Annotated in this window: 11 protein-coding genes; 5 read left to right on the plus strand and 6 right to left on the minus strand. The window is 56.5% G+C overall.

All coding sequences use genetic code 11. The features are described 5' to 3' along the window. Positions 1-39 precede the first annotated feature (39 nt). Positions 40-498 (plus strand): excisionase family DNA-binding protein, encoded by a 459-nt coding sequence (locus tag ABD735_RS08925; protein WP_344805493.1) that lies wholly within the window; start codon positions 40-42, stop codon positions 496-498. Continuing rightward, complete coding sequence (locus tag ABD735_RS08930) at positions 495-1,067, plus strand: PIN domain-containing protein (RefSeq protein WP_344805495.1); 573 nt, start codon at positions 495-497, stop codon at positions 1,065-1,067. Before ABD735_RS08925 ends, ABD735_RS08930 begins: the two co-directional genes overlap by 4 nt. Positions 1,068-1,086: 19 nt before the next feature. On the opposite strand, the gene ABD735_RS08935 is transcribed toward ABD735_RS08930, so the two are convergent. Together ABD735_RS08935 and ABD735_RS08940 are read right to left on the minus strand one after the other, a co-directional pair. Then, on the minus strand, positions 1,087-1,599 hold the full coding sequence (locus ABD735_RS08935; protein WP_344805497.1) for an MOSC domain-containing protein: 513 nt from the start codon (positions 1,597-1,599) through the stop codon (positions 1,087-1,089). A 29-nt stretch (positions 1,600-1,628) separates the two neighbouring features. Next, on the minus strand, positions 1,629-2,504 hold the full coding sequence (locus ABD735_RS08940; RefSeq protein WP_344805499.1) for a sterol desaturase family protein: 876 nt from the start codon (positions 2,502-2,504) through the stop codon (positions 1,629-1,631). A 102-nt stretch (positions 2,505-2,606) separates the two neighbouring features. Here ABD735_RS08940 and ABD735_RS08945 point away from each other — a divergent pair, with 102 nt between their 5' ends. Beyond that, positions 2,607-2,942: a hypothetical protein gene (locus tag ABD735_RS08945; protein WP_344805501.1), complete on the plus strand. Its 336-nt coding sequence runs from the start codon at positions 2,607-2,609 to the stop codon at positions 2,940-2,942. A gap of 216 nt (positions 2,943-3,158) precedes the next feature. Beyond that, complete coding sequence (locus tag ABD735_RS08950) at positions 3,159-6,359, plus strand: PAS domain S-box protein (RefSeq protein WP_344805503.1); 3,201 nt, start codon at positions 3,159-3,161, stop codon at positions 6,357-6,359. 42 nt (positions 6,360-6,401) lie between these two features. Here the strand turns inward: ABD735_RS08950 and ABD735_RS08955 are convergent, their stop codons facing one another. The 4 genes from ABD735_RS08955 to aceE all read right to left on the minus strand — a co-directional run bounded on the left by ABD735_RS08955 (position 6,402) and on the right by aceE (position 13,603). Next, positions 6,402-8,219, minus strand: a complete 1,818-nt coding sequence (locus tag ABD735_RS08955; protein ID WP_344805505.1) for a putative bifunctional diguanylate cyclase/phosphodiesterase — start codon at positions 8,217-8,219, stop codon at positions 6,402-6,404. A 438-nt stretch (positions 8,220-8,657) separates the two neighbouring features. Then, positions 8,658-9,347 carry a substrate-binding periplasmic protein gene (locus ABD735_RS08960; RefSeq protein WP_344805507.1) on the minus strand — a complete coding sequence of 230 codons (690 nt, stop codon included), beginning with the start codon at positions 9,345-9,347 and terminating at the stop codon, positions 8,658-8,660. A 172-nt stretch (positions 9,348-9,519) separates the two neighbouring features. Then, complete coding sequence (locus ABD735_RS08965; RefSeq protein WP_344805509.1) at positions 9,520-10,926, minus strand: 2-oxo acid dehydrogenase subunit E2; 1,407 nt, start codon at positions 10,924-10,926, stop codon at positions 9,520-9,522. Between the two features lie 16 nt (positions 10,927-10,942). Further along, positions 10,943-13,603: a pyruvate dehydrogenase (acetyl-transferring), homodimeric type gene (gene aceE, locus ABD735_RS08970; RefSeq protein ID WP_344805511.1), complete on the minus strand. Its 2,661-nt coding sequence runs from the start codon at positions 13,601-13,603 to the stop codon at positions 10,943-10,945. 260 nt (positions 13,604-13,863) lie between these two features. Here aceE and malT point away from each other — a divergent pair, with 260 nt between their 5' ends. After that, a complete protein-coding gene (malT, locus tag ABD735_RS08975; RefSeq protein ID WP_344805513.1) occupies positions 13,864-16,620 on the plus strand; it encodes an HTH-type transcriptional regulator MalT in 2,757 nt (918 codons plus the stop codon). The last annotated feature ends 52 nt before the right edge of the window (positions 16,621-16,672 follow it).

The following is a 16,672-nucleotide window of genomic DNA, read 5'->3' on the forward strand; positions in this document are numbered from 1 at the left end:
GAATAATATTTGAGCTCTCATGTTCTGCAGGATTCCAAAATGAACCTACTTCAAACGATGTTACCTTCGGCAGAAGAAGCGTCAATTGCCAAGGTTTCCAGTCAGGAGTTGTCGGCCTTCATTTCCACTAAAGCCGTCACCCAGACTCTTTCCATTACTGATGCAGAGGGAGTAGCACATCTCGTTAATATGCCTGTCTCTGCTCTTCGTCTGCTCGTAAATGTGCTCACCGAGCTAGGTGACGGTCATACAGTCAAACTCGTGCCGGTGCACTCTGAATTAACCACTCAAGAGGGCGCCGACCTGCTGAATATCTCTCGCCCGACCTTTGTGAAACTGCTTGATGAAGGAAAGATCCCTTTCAGCTATGCGGGGAATCGCCGAAAAGTGCGATTTGCCGATGTTCGCCATTATCAGGAGCATCTTGAGGCACAGCGGCTAGCAACACTTGAGGAGTTGAGCGCATTGGATCAGGAATTAGGGCTCGGCTACGAATGAGCTCGAATTACACCGTAATTTTCGATGCGAACGTGCTATACCCTGCTCCCCTACGAAGTTTCCTGATGTACCTGGCGCTCTCCGGTGAATTCCGAGCCCGCTGGTCAGATCTCATTCATGATGAGTGGATCCGCAACCTGCTCAGCCAGAGACCAGATCTGGAGCGCGCAAAGCTGAACAAGGTTCGCGACCTCATGAATCAGCATGTTCCTGGGTCACTCGTCGCCGGCTTCGAAGGCTTGATTGGTGGCATCAGTCTTCCAGACCCAGAAGACCGGCATGTAGTTGCAGCTGCCATTCAGACTCGAGCAGAGGCCATTGTAACGTTCAACCTGAAGGATTTTCCCAGTACTGCTCTCGCGCAGTATGGCCTAAACGCAATCCACCCAGATGAGTTCATATCCGATCTATTCAACCTCAATGCGAGTGCCGTCATTGAGGCCGCCAGGAGGCATAGAAGTAGCCTAAAAAATCCGCCATTCTCTGCAACTGAGTATCTGAACCTATTGCAACGACAGAAACTGCCGAAGACTTTTGCAATGCTCCAACCTTATGCATTGACCATTTAACGTCCAACTCAGCAGCCTCTCAATTGCTACCCCTCGTCTGAATTTCGCCAACATCAACGTCATCGCCACGCTTGACCTCACCCGCCTCGATCACACGAGCAGTAATCCCACCATGCCCTCGCAAAGCGTTGTATCCTCCCGGCCCCAGTAGCTGCTCCATTTTGCTACATGGATGACAGAGTCCGGTGTATTCGAGCAACACGTCACCAACGCGGAAACGCTTGTCTTTCAGGGCCAGCAAATTGATACCTGATACCACGATATTTCGGCGAAGCAAGGCTGGTTCCACCCGCTCGAGATGCAGGCAGGCAGCGATGACTGGCAGGTGTTCGTGCTGGATCAGCGTGACTTGTCGGCGGCTTTCGGCGCGGCCCTGGAAGCGGTCGCCCTCAAGGCCTGTTCCAGGCTTGATGGCCGCCTGATTCAGCTCGACCATAGGGGCGCCACGTGATGGTCGAATGCCGATCCAGGTAACCCGGCCAACCTGTGGAAGCGTTGCCAGCAAAGTCTTGATGAGGCTGAGTTCAGGCATCGCTTTTCGTTCTCTGTATTTTCAAACACCTACTCCAGCATTCGACCAACCGGCCCTGTGTCAACAGAATCGCTCCGGGTCTCCATCGCCCGGCCATCCAACCGCCGCCAATACGCTCGCTGACGCTGGAAAGGCAGTCCCAGAAGCTTGGCAGCGCGATTATCCTCCGGAAGTGAATAGCCCGGCACGCCAATGGTGACGGCCTGCTGCGGCACATCGAGACGGATCGTTCGATGCAGACGATCCCACCAGGAGAACACGGTAGAGTAGTTGGAATCTGTTTCGTGGTGGAAGTTGGAATGATGAATGCCGTGCATGCGTGGTGTCACGAGCAAGCGGTTCAGTATTCGCTCGGGGCGCAGCGGAAGTCTGACGTTACTGTGATGAAACAGCGTGTTGACCTGAAAGACCAGTTCATACATGACATACATCCAGGCGGCGGGGCCGATGAGCACAATCTGGGCGACACGAAACACTGCTGAATAGGCGATCTCAACGCCGTGAAAACGGAATGCAGTGCTGACATCCAGATCCGGGTCGGCATGGTGCACGTTGTGAAAACGCCACAACAGCGGCAGCCGATGGTTGGCACGATGCCACCAATAGAAAGACCAGTCGAACAGCAGGAATGCGATCACAAATTCGAGCGCCAGAGGCAGCTCCATCATGGCCAGTAAACCAAATGATAGCTCTGGCGACAAAGCCAGCAAATGTTCGACAGCTGGTCGAACCGTTATGGCCGCCACCCCGAGCGCCACGGCTGTAATGACAATATTCACGACCACACGCGGCCAGAGCGCACGCGTCGGCACACGTAGCGGGTTGAAGCGCTCTACCAGGAACAGAATCAGGTAGGCCAAAGCCACTATTCCGGGCAAAAACCATATAGGCAGTATTGTACTCATTGAGCCTCATTCACTGACTGCATCGTATCTTGCCAGTATACCGTGCAGAAGTTACGCCTGATCGTATCTGCATTTCGAACGACACGCCCAGTGGGGATTTATATGCAACAGACTCAGTCACGCCTCCGGGGCACCAACAGCCTGTTGGCAAATGTCATCAAGGGCGCGGTTGCCGGCGCGATCGCAGTGTATGTGATCGATCGCATGGAACGCTTGGCTGAGCGCTCAGAGGTCGACGAGTGGTACGAGCCTACGGATGCGATTGGATATGACGATGAGCCTGCACCACATCTGGCATTTACATCGGGCCAGCATCAACTCGTGGGCCTTGGCCTCAGGTTGCTGAAGGATAAGGGAATGGATGCCCTGGCCAGTCTGTATGCCAAAGAATCGTCAGCAATCCGAACGTCACGAACCTTGCTCTCCGATCGACGATAGCTTCTAAGGGCTAGCTGCCCACAACCCCCTCCCCGGTATGGAGCCTCTGCCTTCAACGTGACAGGGCTAGTGCAAGCACTGATACAGCCAGTCAGCAGGGCGGTTCCCAGCACGGCACATCCCACCCCTCCTGAAAAGACTCTGCTACCCTGATAACACACTACAATTCGTTTTTCAGGAGACTCCAAACCATTGAATGCGTCCGGAAGATTCGGATTGGGTCAGCAGCTTGCGGTGCTCACGGCCGGACTCACTTTACTGTTCACCCTGGTACTCGTTCACTTCGTGGGTGGTGCTACGCTCGAGCGCGCGCGGGAAAACGTCGGCGCTCAACTGTACGAACTGGCTCATCAGACCACTGACAAGCTGGACCGTGGCATGTTTGAGCGCTATCGCGAAATACAGTTATTGGCTGAGCGATTATCACAGCCTGGGGTGGACATGGACCCGAAGTCCCTTCAGGCCGTTCTGGATATGCTGCAGGAGACATATCCATTCTATGCCTGGCTTGGCATCACCGACCTGGAGGGGTGGGTGCTGGCGTCGACCTCAGGCATTCTGCAAGGCGCTGATGTGTCTGCCCGACCGTGGTTCTCGAACGCGTTCAAAGGCATCTATCTCTCGGATGTACACGACGCTGTACTACTCGCTAAATTGCTTCCCAACCCGACGAACGAACCGAAACGCTTTTTTGATGTCGCCTTTCCCTTGCAGGATGCCTCTGGCCAGCCTCGAGGGGTTCTGGGCGCCCACCTGAGCTGGCAATGGGCCAAAGAGGTCGAAGAGTCGGTATTGCGCACACTGCGCGCCCGGCACGACAGTGAGGCGCTCATCCTGACCAACGAGGGAGAGGTGCTACTCGGCCCGAAAAACCTGATGGGGTCACAGTTGCCTCTATCCAGCGTGAGGGGCGCGCGGTCAGGCGAAGGCGGATTCGTCAGCGAGAATTGGCCTGATGGCCAGCGCTATGTGGTGGGCTATAGCGAAAGCCAGGGATATCGTAACTACCCTGGCTTTGGCTGGATCGTGCTGGTGCGGCAGCTGCAGGATACGGCCTACGCACCGGTCTCCGAATTGCAGCGCTCACTCCTGACCGGTGGGCTGATGGCAGCGCTGGTGTTCTCCATACTTGTCTTGTTGGTCGCAAGGCGTCTGACCAGACCACTCCGAAAGATTGCTCTATCTGCCAAAGCCATAGAAGCGGGCCAGGCGAAAACGATTACCAGCGTCCAGCACAGCTCGCATGAAATCACCACCCTGACAGCAGCGCTCAACGGTTTGCTCGAAAGACTGACTCACAAGGAGCAACAGCAGCTGGAGCTGAATGCCACGCTCGAGCATAGAGTCCAACAACGAACTACCGAGTTGGGAGAAATGGTAGAGGCACTCACCGAAAGTGAGACTCATATTCGTGCAGTGATCGATACCGCCCTCGATGCCTTCGTTGGGGTCGACAGCGAAGGCAACATCACTGACTGGAACAAACAGGCTGAAACCATGTTCGGGTGGAGCAAGGCGGAGATCTTGGGGGCACCGGTGTCTTCCTCAATCATTCCACCGCGATTCCGTGAGGCCCACGCGCGGGGCATGAAGCATTTCTCGCCCGCCTCTGAATCCGGCGTCATAGGTAAGCGGCTTCAACTCTTCGCTTTGCGACGCAATGGCGAAGAGTTTCCGGTTGAAATGACCATTGGCCTGATTGAATCCGCCAGACAGCACAGCTTTGGTACCTTCATTCAGGACATCTCTGCGCGAAAGCAAGCCGAGGATGCGTTGGCCCGCGAGCGTTCACTATTGAATACCGTGCTCGACACTATCGAAGTGGGTGTGGTGGCTTGTAACTCGGCTGGTGAGCTGGTGCTGTTCAACCGCGCCGCGAGAAATCTCCATGGCCAGAATGCGCATAACGTGCCAGACAACGAGTGGGCACGTGAGTTCCGCCTTTATGGTGCTGATGCCAAAACGCTTTTGGAGAAGGATGACATTCCCCTGTACAGGGCGCTCAAGGGCGAGATCGTGCAATCGGAGGAGATGGCCGTCAAGGTAGACCCGGATCAGCCTGCACGATTTCTCCTGGCCAGCGCACGGGCCATGCAGACCGATACCGGGGAGCCACTCGGCGCCGTGGTGGCCATGCAGGACATCACGGTTCTCAAGGAGAGTGCCCGGCAGCTGGCCAGCAACGAAGAACGCCTGCGTGCTATTACCGAGAACATCCCTGCGCTGATCGCACAGGTGGACAGGGACGAACGATTCACCTTCCTCAATTCAAAAGGCGCCGCTCTGTTCGGTCGGGCGCCACAGGCACTGCTCGGAGAAACCGTGGCCCAAGCTTATGGTCCGGACAACTACGGGAATTTTGCGCATCATATTGCAACCGCGCGCTCGGGCAAGAAGGTGGTATTCGACGACACGATCAAAACGAAAGAGTCTGTCCGGCACTTTCAGTGCATGTATATTCCACAGCTCGGCCCGTCCGGCGAGCCTGATGGTTTCTACGCCCTTGCCTTCGATATGACCGATCGCAAGATGGGAGAGCTACGACTCGCTGAAAGCGAAGAACGTCTGCGCACAATCACCGATAATCTTCCGGTCCTCATCGCCTATATTGACCGCGATGAGGTTCACCGCTTTGCCAACGCCACTTACAAACTCTGGTTTGGCATCTCGCCCAATGAGGTCATCGGAAAGCGTGTGAGCGAGATAATGAGCCCCGAAGCGTATGAAGCAGGACGCGAGCAGCTGCATAGCAACCTGGCCGGCGAACATGTTCGTTTCGATACCGAAATGGAGGTCGATGGAGAACGTCGTCATGCCAGAATCGTGGGCATTCCTGACTTCAAGGACGGTAGCGTGCGCGGTGTCTATGTGATGACCACTGATATCACTTCCGAAAAGGTCCATGAGCAGCAGCTCCAAGCCCTGGCAAGGGAGGATACGCTGACGGGCTTGCCGAACCGGAGAGCATTCAGAGAGGCTTTCAATACTGCCAGTCTGCGTGCTGCTCGCTCGGGCACGCCGCTGGTATTGATAATACTCGATGTCGATTATTTCAAGCGCATTAATGACAGCCTCGGCCATAGTGGCGGCGATGCTGTGTTGACCGAATTTGCGCGACGCCTGAAAGCGTCAGTACGGGCAACTGACACGGTGGCCAGGTTCGCGGGAGACGAGTTTACGATCATCCTCGAGAATGTTGAGCCCCCGTCTGATGCCACCCGCGTCGCCGAAAAAATTGTCGTGGCCATGCGTGAGCCCTTCGATGTGCTAGGGCAGAGCACTGTAGTTACAACCAGCATTGGCATCGCCGTCGCCTCGGGCCCGGATATCGATGAAGCTACGCTGGTAGCGCGTGCCGACGAAGCCTTGTATCAGGCGAAGGCGAAGGGTCGCGATGGCTATTGGCTGGCAGATTAACCCTCACGAGCATCTTTCCAGCCGCGGCCTGCGGCCTGGTTATCACTGCCGGACAGTCGCGTCAGATCGGGCTAGAAACGCCTCAACCGAATCGACTTCCAATGGTCGACAGAATAGATAACCCTGCCCCATGTCACAATTGAGTGCACGCAGCTCCGCCAGTTGCTGCTCAGTTTCAATACCCTCCGCAATCACTTTGAAACCGAGACTCTTCGCCAGGGCTATGATGCTGCGGCAGACGGTCTCGCCACCGGTGCCACAGCCTAGTTCGTTGACGAATGAACGATCCACCTTGAGTGCGCTCAGCGGTAAACGGTGGAGCTGGTTCAGCGAAGAATAACCCGTGCCGAAATCATCGACATGGAAGGCGAAGCCCAATCTGCAAGCTTCCAACATGTGCTCGGCTGCGAGCTCGACATCATCGACCAGACTACGTTCGGTGATCTCGAGGATCAGATCCGCAGGCGCGACACCCGTGTCCGCAACGATGTGCTGTAGCCAGGAAGAAAAGTCAGGTCTGAGCAGATCGTGTGCCGTGAGATTGACTGCTATGGGATAGGAAGGCATGTCCTGTGCCCGCCATTCGTTCAGCTGGCGACCGGCCTCGCGCATGACCCAGTCGGTCAGCTCCAGAATGAGTTCTGAGCGCTCCGCCACGGGCACAAATTCAGCTGGCGACACTTCACCTAGTTGGCCATCCGTCCAACGAAGTAACGCTTCGTAACCAGCTAGATGTCCCGTGGTCAGGTCAATCTTCGGCTGATACACCAGCCGCAGGGCACTTTCCTCCAGTGCACTGCGCAAACGGGTACCAAGCAGGAAAGTCCGTTGCAGGCTGGCCCCCATGTCGGAAGAGTAAATGGCTAATGCCTGCTCATAGGAGTTAATATTGCGTGGGCGAGCCAGCTCAGCTCTGGTAAGCATTTGAGCAATATCGTGAGCTTCAGCTGTAGCGATGTTGATCCCTGCCGTTGGGCGTAATCTATGGTGGGTATGTGCAAGGGGACGCGCGAACACATTTCGAAGGGCTGATGGCGTAAATCCTTCCATCTGTTCGGACGAAAAACTTGGATATATAGCGGCGAAACGACCTTCTCCAAGCGATGCGACATGGGATGCGGCATGAAACACCTGCTCCACTCGCTCAGCCAGATCAGCATCCATTTGCGTCTGGTCTACAGGGCTGAGACTCAGCACCGCCCCAGTATATTCGTCTAGCCCGAGCACCACTACAGCCGCAGCTTCGTGCTTAGCGAGAACATGGCCGGCTCTTTCGATGAAGAGGCGCCTGTTCGGCAAGCCAGTAGCAGGATCAAACAATGCCTGGCGCGAGATCAGATCGCGGTATTCGCCGATCCGAATGTCGTGATTAAGTTCACGCTCGACGATTTTGGATAGCTGGAGGAGTAACTCACGTTGCTGGCTGTCAAAAGTTCGTGACTGTCTATCTATAAGACAAAGGGTTCCAAGTGCGTGGCCTTGTCGGCCCCTGAGTACCGCACCGGCATAGAAGCGGATATGGGGCCCTCCCTGGACCAGTGGATTGAACCGAAAGCGACTATCCTGCATGACATCTTCGACAACAAGTATGTCAGTTTCCAGAATGGCATGGCTGCAGAATGATTCATCACGACCCGTCTGGCTCACATCCAGTCCCTGGCAGGATTTAAACCATTGTCTATTGGTATCAATAATACTGATCAGTACGATCGGCACATCGAACACCGACTGTGCAAGCCGGGTCAGCTGATCAAACCGCTCTTCCGCTGCGGAATCGAGTATACCGAGACTGTACAGGTCCTCGAGCCGGAGCTGCTCATCGGCGGGCAGTGCTGCCACTGTGAATTCAGGCTCAATCACACTCAGAACCCCTGCCCAGAAGGTCTAGCTCGCACGATGTCATCAGGCCATCTGGCACAAAAGTCATAGTCGCTACTGACTGTCTGCTGACGCAATGTATGATCACTATTTTGGTGAGATGCAACAGAATCAGAGCGAAGGTCAGCATTCAACACACAGAGTCCTCGACAGCTGAAAAAATACTACATATAGAGGTCAATCTAGTGCGTCAGGGACAATTCGGCTACCGAATAGATGTATAATTTTGTGTTGATTCGAATGCTCGACCGGCTGGGAGCGCTTAACCAAAGCAGAGATTTGTTGATCAATAGCCTGCTTTTTGGACTGCTTGGTCTGTACGCTGTTGCTCGAGTGCGCAAAGCGCTACAAGGGTCTGTTCTGCTGGCTATGGGTTCGGTGCGACCAGCTCCTGAAACCGCCGTTCCGCCTGGAGGCGCTTCAGCTGAGCGAGAAAGGCGTCCGATGTTCGCGCTTGCGAAACATAAAGCCGTTACGGCTCTTTCCGAAGAGCGGAAAGCGCTCTACCTCACGCGCGGCGTCGAAGCGGCCGAGGGCTCCAACTTCAGCAAGGTAATATTTGAAGATCTCAAGATCCATCTGCACAACTTCGACCCGGCCCAGCAGCATCTTCACTTGAAGTGCCTGATCGGCGACTTCCTGATATCGTAGATTCTGCTTTGCCATCTTTGCGTACTCATCGCCAAGCCGCACCGTGGCGCCTTGCCACGACATGAGGCTGACGCCTGTCAGGTCACTCACCTGCTTGAAATCAAAGCCTCTGTCTTTCAGGGCAAAGGCAAAGTTCTGATAGGCATAGACATCGCCTGAGTAAAAGCCATCCAGCTTCTCTGAGTCGATGATGACCTGATTAATATCGCAGATAACATCGAGTCGGCCAAGTTTGTATTCGACAATTCGGCGGGCGTAGGGATAGTAATTACGGGAAATGCCATAACCCGCTGCCTGCAGAGTCTGCTCTAACAGCTCCACCAGAATGCCGCTGTTGCTCTCCGGGATCACCCATGGCGCCAGGGCGTTCACGAACCCAACACGGACTTTCTCGTTCTCTGCCTGGGCCGCTGGTGAGATGAGTGCCACACAGAACAATACGCTCAGCAGTACTTTCATATTGGCTCCTGACGGCTGGCGCGCTTGGAGTCATAACAGCGCCCCTCTATTCGCAGACAATCTCAGTTCAGTGTGGTCGATAAAGATCGGGCTGTCGCCTAAAAGTGACATGCTCCTTTACCATTAACCGTTATCTGCAAGGAGATTCATTATCCGACTGCCTTTTCTCGCCCTACAACATAAACTCTCTCAAATCCCCCAGCAATCGACTCAGCAGCGTCGTAAATTTCGCAGCATCAGCCCCGTTCACCGCCCGGTGATCATAAGACAGCGACAAAGGCAGCATTAGCCGAGGCTGGAAGGCTTTGCCGTCCCAGACTGGTTTCATCGCCGCACGTGATACCCCGAGAATCGCCACTTCCGGTGTATTGACGATAGGTGTAAACGCCGTTCCTCCGATCCCACCGAGACTGGTGATGGTAAAGCAGCCACCCTGCATCTCCGCCGGCTTTAATTGCTTGTCACGCGCCTTGGCGGCCAGCTCCTGTGCCTCACGGGCCAGCTCCCAGATGCCCTTGCGATCGACGTCGCGGATGACGGGCACGACCAGACCAGCGGGTGTATCGACGGCCAGACCAATGTGAATGTAGTGCTTCTGCACCACTTCTCGCCTGTCCATATCCAGCGATACGTTGAAAGCCGGCTGCGCCTTCAGGGCGTAGGCGCAAGCCTTCAGTATGAACGGTAGCGGCGTAAGCTTGAGGCCCTTCGCCTCTCCCACAGCCTTCTGGGACTTTCGGAAATCTTCGAGATCTGTGATGTCTGCCTCGTCGAACTGCGTCACGTGCGGCACGTTGAGCCAGCTGCGCTGCATGCTCTCTGCAGTGAGGTTCTGCAGGCGGCTCATGGCGCTGCGCTCGACGTCGCCGAACTGGCTGAAGTCCGGTAACTTCACCGCGGGCAGCGCACCGCCACCAGTCGCAGCACCACCCTGTGCGTTCTGCAGTTGCTGCTTGATGTAGCCCTGCAGGTCATCCTTGGTGATACGATTCTTGGGGCCGGAGCCTATTACCCGGTGTAGCTCGACGCCGAGTTCCCTGGCCAGCTTCCGCACGGCCGGTCCAGCATGAACCTGTGCGCTGCCAGCTTCCTGATCGGCAGGCGTCGCGGCAGCTGGCGTATGCCTCGCATTGGACTCTGCGCTTACAGGCGCGGTGTGTGTCTCGGCCTTGCTGCCGGGCTTCGGTTCGGCTTCAGCTTTCGGCTCCACACCGGATCCGGATTGCGCCCCTGATTTCGTACCCGGTTCAGCTTCGGATCTGGCAGCTGCTTCACGACTACTGTCTTCTTCACCCTTGGACTGTCCATCTTTCGCCTCTCCGTCGTCGGCCTGGCCAGCACCACCAGCCTCCATCGATCCAATCACATCACCTTCACTGACCTTGTCGCCAACGGACACCGTCAGCTCGACAATCTTCCCCGCCATGGGCGATGGCAGCTCCATCGTCGCCTTGTCGGATTCCAGTACGAGAATGGAATCCTCTGCTTCAATCGTGTCGCCAGCCTTGACGCTGATCTCGATGATTTCGACCTCAGCGGCACCACCGAGGTCGGGTACGCGAATACTTTCTGTGTTCATCCTTACACTCCTCGGTTCAGCTGATGGCTGGGTTGGGTCTGTCGGCGTCGATGCCGTAGCTGGTGATGGCTTCGCTCACGACCGAGGTCTTGAGCTTGCCCTGCCGGGCCAGCGCACCCAGCGCCGCGACCACGACATGGAAGCGATCGACTTCGAAGTGACTGCGCAATTTTTCGCGGGTGTCGCTGCGGCCGAAGCCATCGGTGCCGAGCACGGTATAGTCCGCCGGAATCAGTGAGCGCACCTGATCCGCATACAGTCGCATGTAGTCCGTCGAAGCGATCACGGGGCCATCGTAGTTATCCAGGCAGCTGGTGAGATAGCTCACCCGAGGCTGGGCCTGGGGATGCAAACGGTTCCAGCGCTCGGTGTGCTGACCGTCCCGCGCCAGTTCTGTAAAGCTGGTCACGCTCCAGACATCACTTGCAACGCCATGCTCTTCCTTGAGAAGAATCGCAGCTGCCCTGACTTCGTTGAGAATCGTGCCGCTGCCTAACAGCTGAACGCGTGGCGCTTTCTCACCTGACTCGGCCTCATGGCTTTCCAGCCGATAGATACCCTTGATGATGCCGTCCTCCACACCTTCGGGCATGGCCGGATGGATGTAGTTTTCATTCATCAGGGTGATGTAGTAGTAGACGCTCTCATTGTCCTGATACATCCGCTTCAGCCCATGATGCACGATCACCGCCACCTCATAACCAAAGGTCGGATCGTAGGAGACGCAGTTGGGCACGGTGGCGGATAGCAGATGACTGTGACCGTCCTGATGCTGCAGGCCTTCACCGTTCAGTGTGGTTCGCCCGGCGGTGCCGCCCAGCAGGAAGCCACGTGAGCGCATGTCGCCGGCAGCCCAGCAGAGATCGCCGACCCGCTGGAAGCCGAACATCGAATAGAAGATGTAGAACGGGATCAACGGATAGTCGTTGGTACTGTATGAGGTCGCTGCAGCGATCCAGGCGGACATGGCACCCGCTTCGTTGATACCCTCCTCCAGAATCTGCCCCTGCTTGCTTTCCTTGTAATACATCAGCTGACTGTGGTCGTTGGGCGTGTATTTCTGCCCTTCGGCGGTATAGATGCCTAGCTGTCTGAACATGCCGTCCATGCCGAAAGTGCGAGCCTCGTCCGGCACAATGGGCACCACCCGCCGGCCGATCTGCTTATCCTTCACCAGGGTACCGAGCTGGCGCACGAAGGCCATGGTGGTGGATAGCTCACGATCACCACTGCCTTCGAGTTGAGCCTTGAACGTGGACAGCGGCGGAATAGCCAGCGGCTGACTGTCCTTGCGGCGGCGCGGCACACTGCCACCCAAAGCATCACGCTTCTGGCGCATGTAGCGCATTTCGGGTGAGTCGGACGCTGGCCGATAGTACGGCAGCGATTCCAGATCCTCATCCGGCACCGGCACGCCGAAGCGATCACGGAAAGCCTTGATGCCTTCGATATCGAGCTTCTTCAACTGGTGCGAAGTGTTCTGCGCCTGGCCTTGATCGCCGAAGCCATAACCTTTGATGGTATGCGCAAGAATGACTGTAGGCTGACCCTTGTGATTCACAGCAGCATGATAGGCTGCGTAGACCTTGTACGGATCGTGGCCACCACGGTTGAGGTTATAGATGTCCTCATCAGACAGATGCTCGATCATCTTCAGCACCTCAGGATCCTGCCCGAAGAAGTGCTTGCGAACGAAGGCGCCGCCGTTGGACTTGAAGTTCTGCATCTGGCCGTCGACGGTTTCATCCATGAGACGCTGCATCCGACCTTCGGTATCGGTGTCGAACAATGGATCCCAGAGCCGACCCCAGACGACCTTGATCACGTTCCAGCCGGCGCCACGGAACACGCCTTCTAGCTCCTGGATGATCTTGCCATTGCCGCGCACCGGACCGTCCAGCCGCTGCAGGTTGCAGTTGACGACGAAGATCAGGTTGTCGAGTTTCTCACGACCAGCCAGACCAATCGCACCCAGTGACTCCGGCTCATCACACTCGCCATCGCCGACATAGCACCAGACCTTGCGCTCTTCCCTCGGCACCAGTTCGCGGCTGTCGAGGTACTTCATGACGTGCGCCTGATAGATAGCCTGGATCGGCCCCAGCCCCATGGAAACGGTGGGAAACTGCCAATAGTCCGGCATCAGCCACGGGTGCGGATAGGAGGACAGGCCGTTGCCGTCGACCTCCCGCCGAAAATTGTCCATCTGGGTTTCAGTGAGATTGCCTTCGAGGAAGGAACGGGCGTACAGTCCGGGAGAAGAGTGGCCCTGAAAGTAAATCAGGTCGCCCTCACGTTTGTCGTCGCTGCCACGGAAGAAGTAGTTGAAGCCAACATCGAGCAGGGTGGCGATGGAGGAAAATGACGAGATATGTCCCCCCAGATCACCTTCACGTCGGTTCGCGCGTATCACCATGACCAAGGCGTTCCAGCGAATCAGGGAACGAATTCGACGCTCCATGAACAGATCGCCTGGCATTCTGGCTTCGCGGCTCGCCGGTATGGTATTGCGATAGGGGGTATTGACGCTGTAAGGGAGGGCGGTGCCTTCGCGGCTTGCCTGTTCTGCCATGCGCTCCAGCAGATAGGCCGCGCGTTCCACGCCCTCGGCACCCATGACCGAGTCGAGTGATTCAAGCCATTCACGGGTTTCCGTAGGGTCAGTATCATGATGCATCCGCTGTTCTTCCTCCATTCCGTTTCGTCATGTGGCCCGACCAGTCACGATGACGATCCAGGCTTCAGCGGAATTGTTGTTGTCGATGTGCCAGAGCTCCCATCTTCAGACGATGCGCATTCTCAAGCGCATCCATTTAGGCTAGCTTGACAGATGTGTCTAACAATCCGCGTAGTAAACTTACCAATATTCGTGCAATCTGTGCGGGATAATAGACTTTATTTAATAAAGTTTACAACATGATTTACTGTGATGTACTTATGACAACAATAATCCAGCCAGGTCGCCGTACCTTGATCGGCGCCAAAATTTCACCGCCAACACCCCCCACCGGACTGCTGGCGCGGGAGAAATTCAGCGACCAGTTGCATGAAACGGAGCCTGTCGGGCTACTGCTCGTGCATGCACCTTCGGGCTATGGCAAGACGACGACCATGGCTGAACGAATCGCTGCACTCCAGGCGGACGCCGCCTGGTATCGGCTGGATGCACAGGACAACAATGTCGCTCAGTTCGCAGCCTATCTGGCCCAGGCGCTGGATAGATGCAGGCCCGGGATTTGTCAGTCCACGCTGGACGCCCTGGCCTCCACCGGCTTCGACAGCATTCAGAACTTCCTCACCGAATTGCTCGCGGAACTGCCGCTCGACAGTGCGCCCCTGTATCTGGTGTTGGATGACTATCACCTCATCAGCAACCAGGAGATTCACCAGGCAGTCCGCTTCCTCCTGCGTCACCTGCCGCCCTACGTTACACTGGTGCTGCTGACGAGAACCCTGCCACCGATTGGCACCGCTCAGTTGCGCATGCAGGGCCGCATGCTGGAACTGAACGCCAGGGATCTCGCCTTTTCCGCCGATGAGGCCCAGATCTATTTCGAGCAGCGTCTGCGCTACGAGGTCTCACGGGAAAGCATCGAACGTGCGGTGAGACGAGTCGAAGGCTGGGTGTCTGCTCTCCAGTTACTGGCTAGCAGCGCCCCGACGAGTATCGACTTCAACAACTTTGTCGAGCAATTGCAGGAGGGCTCCCAGCACCTGTTCGATTATTTCGACGAACTGCTGCGTTCCAGTCTGACGCCAGAACAACGCACCTTCCTGCTGCGGACCAGCATTCTCGATCGCTTCAATGCCTTCATGGTCATGCGCGTCACTGACGACAGCGATGGCCAGGCGCTGCTCAGCAGTTTGCTCAATCTCGGACTGTTCGTGATTCCGCTGGATAGCAGTGGGCTCTGGTTCCGCTACCACCCCCTCTTCGCGACCTATCTCCGGCATCTGCTGAGCTGTTCAACACATGAGCAGGTGTTACACCTGCATCAGCGCGCGAGTGATGCCTGGCTCGAACTAGAGCAATATGAAGACGCCGCAAGACATGCCGTTATTGCTGGCGATGCGGGTCGTATCACGCACATACTGCTGGATCAGGGGCGTGCCTTCTTTACCCAGGGCCAGTTCACCATGCTACAACGCTGTCTGGACGCACTCGATCGCAGCATAGTCGCCAATGAACCCATCCTGACTCTGTTGAGGGCTTGGGTGGCACAGAGCCAGTACAAGTTTGACGAAGTGGAAGCCTGGCTGGCCGCAGCCGAGGCCAAACTTGAAGAGAACCTTAGTGCAGACGATTTGCGCACCATGCACAGTGAGTTCAGTGCCGTGCGGGCACAAGTCGCGATGAACTATGGCGATTCCTCCCGTGCCCTCGCGCTGGCGAACGAGGCGCTGGATCATGAAGCCCGCTATCTCCCGACCTCAAAGGTGGCCGCGGCTTCAGTGATGGGCGAAGCCCTGTTTGTGCAGGGCCATCTGAAGGATGCCCTGGTACGGATGCAGGAAACCGAGCAGATGGCACGGGCTCACGGGGCGCATCAGAACGTGCTCTGGGCACTGTGCCAGCAATCCGAGATCAGTGTGGCCCAGGGCTTCCTGCAGAAGGCCTACAACATCCAGGATCGTGCCTTCCAGTATGTCGAGGACTATCAGCTGTACCAGCTGCCGATTCTCGAGTTCCTGCACCGTATCCGTAGCCAGATCATGTGGGAATGGCACCTGCTGGACAACGCTGAAACCTGCGCGCTCAAGGGCATTGAAATCCTCGAAGCGCAGGGTGAACGCTGGTACGTGCAGAGCTATATTTCACTGGCCAAGGTGGCTCAGTCTCGCGGCCGTCAGAGTCTTTCAGCCGACTATGTGCAGAAGATCCAGAAGATGCTCGCCTGCGGGGACTATCATCTCGACTGGCTCGCCAACGCCCACACCACCATGCTGGCGTACTGGGAGGCTGTCAGGGACACCGAGTCTGTCCAGCGCTGGCTCACCATCGCACCAGCGTATACCGTCGAAACGGCTACCAACCACTTCCAGCAGTGCAACGCGCGCAACTGGGCGCGGGCTTATATCAGCCTGAGGCAACTCGAGAAGGCACAGCCGATTCTGGAAGGCCTGCAGACGGTAGCTGAACGCTTCGGACTGCAAACCGATCTCAACCGCAATCACATCGCACTGGCGCAGCTGCACTGGCAAAAGGAAGACCGCGAGCAGGCCCAGTACCATCTTGCTCGAGCCTTGAGACTTGCCAGCACCACCGGTGCCGTCGGCAGCTTCCTGCGCATGGGCAAGGTGCTCATCGTGATCCTGAAAGCGCTCATCAATGAGCAGCGCATCGAAGGCATGGAACTGCAGCGGGCTGAACGGCTCATTCAGCTCGCCAAGCAACAGCGCGACTTCAGCAAGTCCATCCGCATCACCCTGGATGAAGCCATCATCCAGGACATCATCAACCGGCCTGACGTTCCCGAGCTGATCCGCACCTCGCCGCTCACCCGTCGTGAATGGCAGATTCTCAGTCTGATCCACGCCGGGCTATCGAACGACCAGATTGCGGAACAGTTGAAGGTGGCTGGCACCACCGTGAAAACGCATATCCGCAGCCTGTATCAGAAGCAGAACATCACCAAGCGCTCGGAGGCCATCGAACTGGCGCGTGATCTGTTGAGCAAGATTCAGGGGGAGTAACACCTACCCCCTCACCCTCCCCCCCTCTACGCCAGCAAAATCCACGGCAGGA

Origin of the sequence: Allohahella marinimesophila, assembly GCF_039538005.1 — a bacterium.
GTDB classification, from domain to species: Bacteria; Pseudomonadota; Gammaproteobacteria; order Pseudomonadales; family Oleiphilaceae; genus Allohahella; species Allohahella marinimesophila.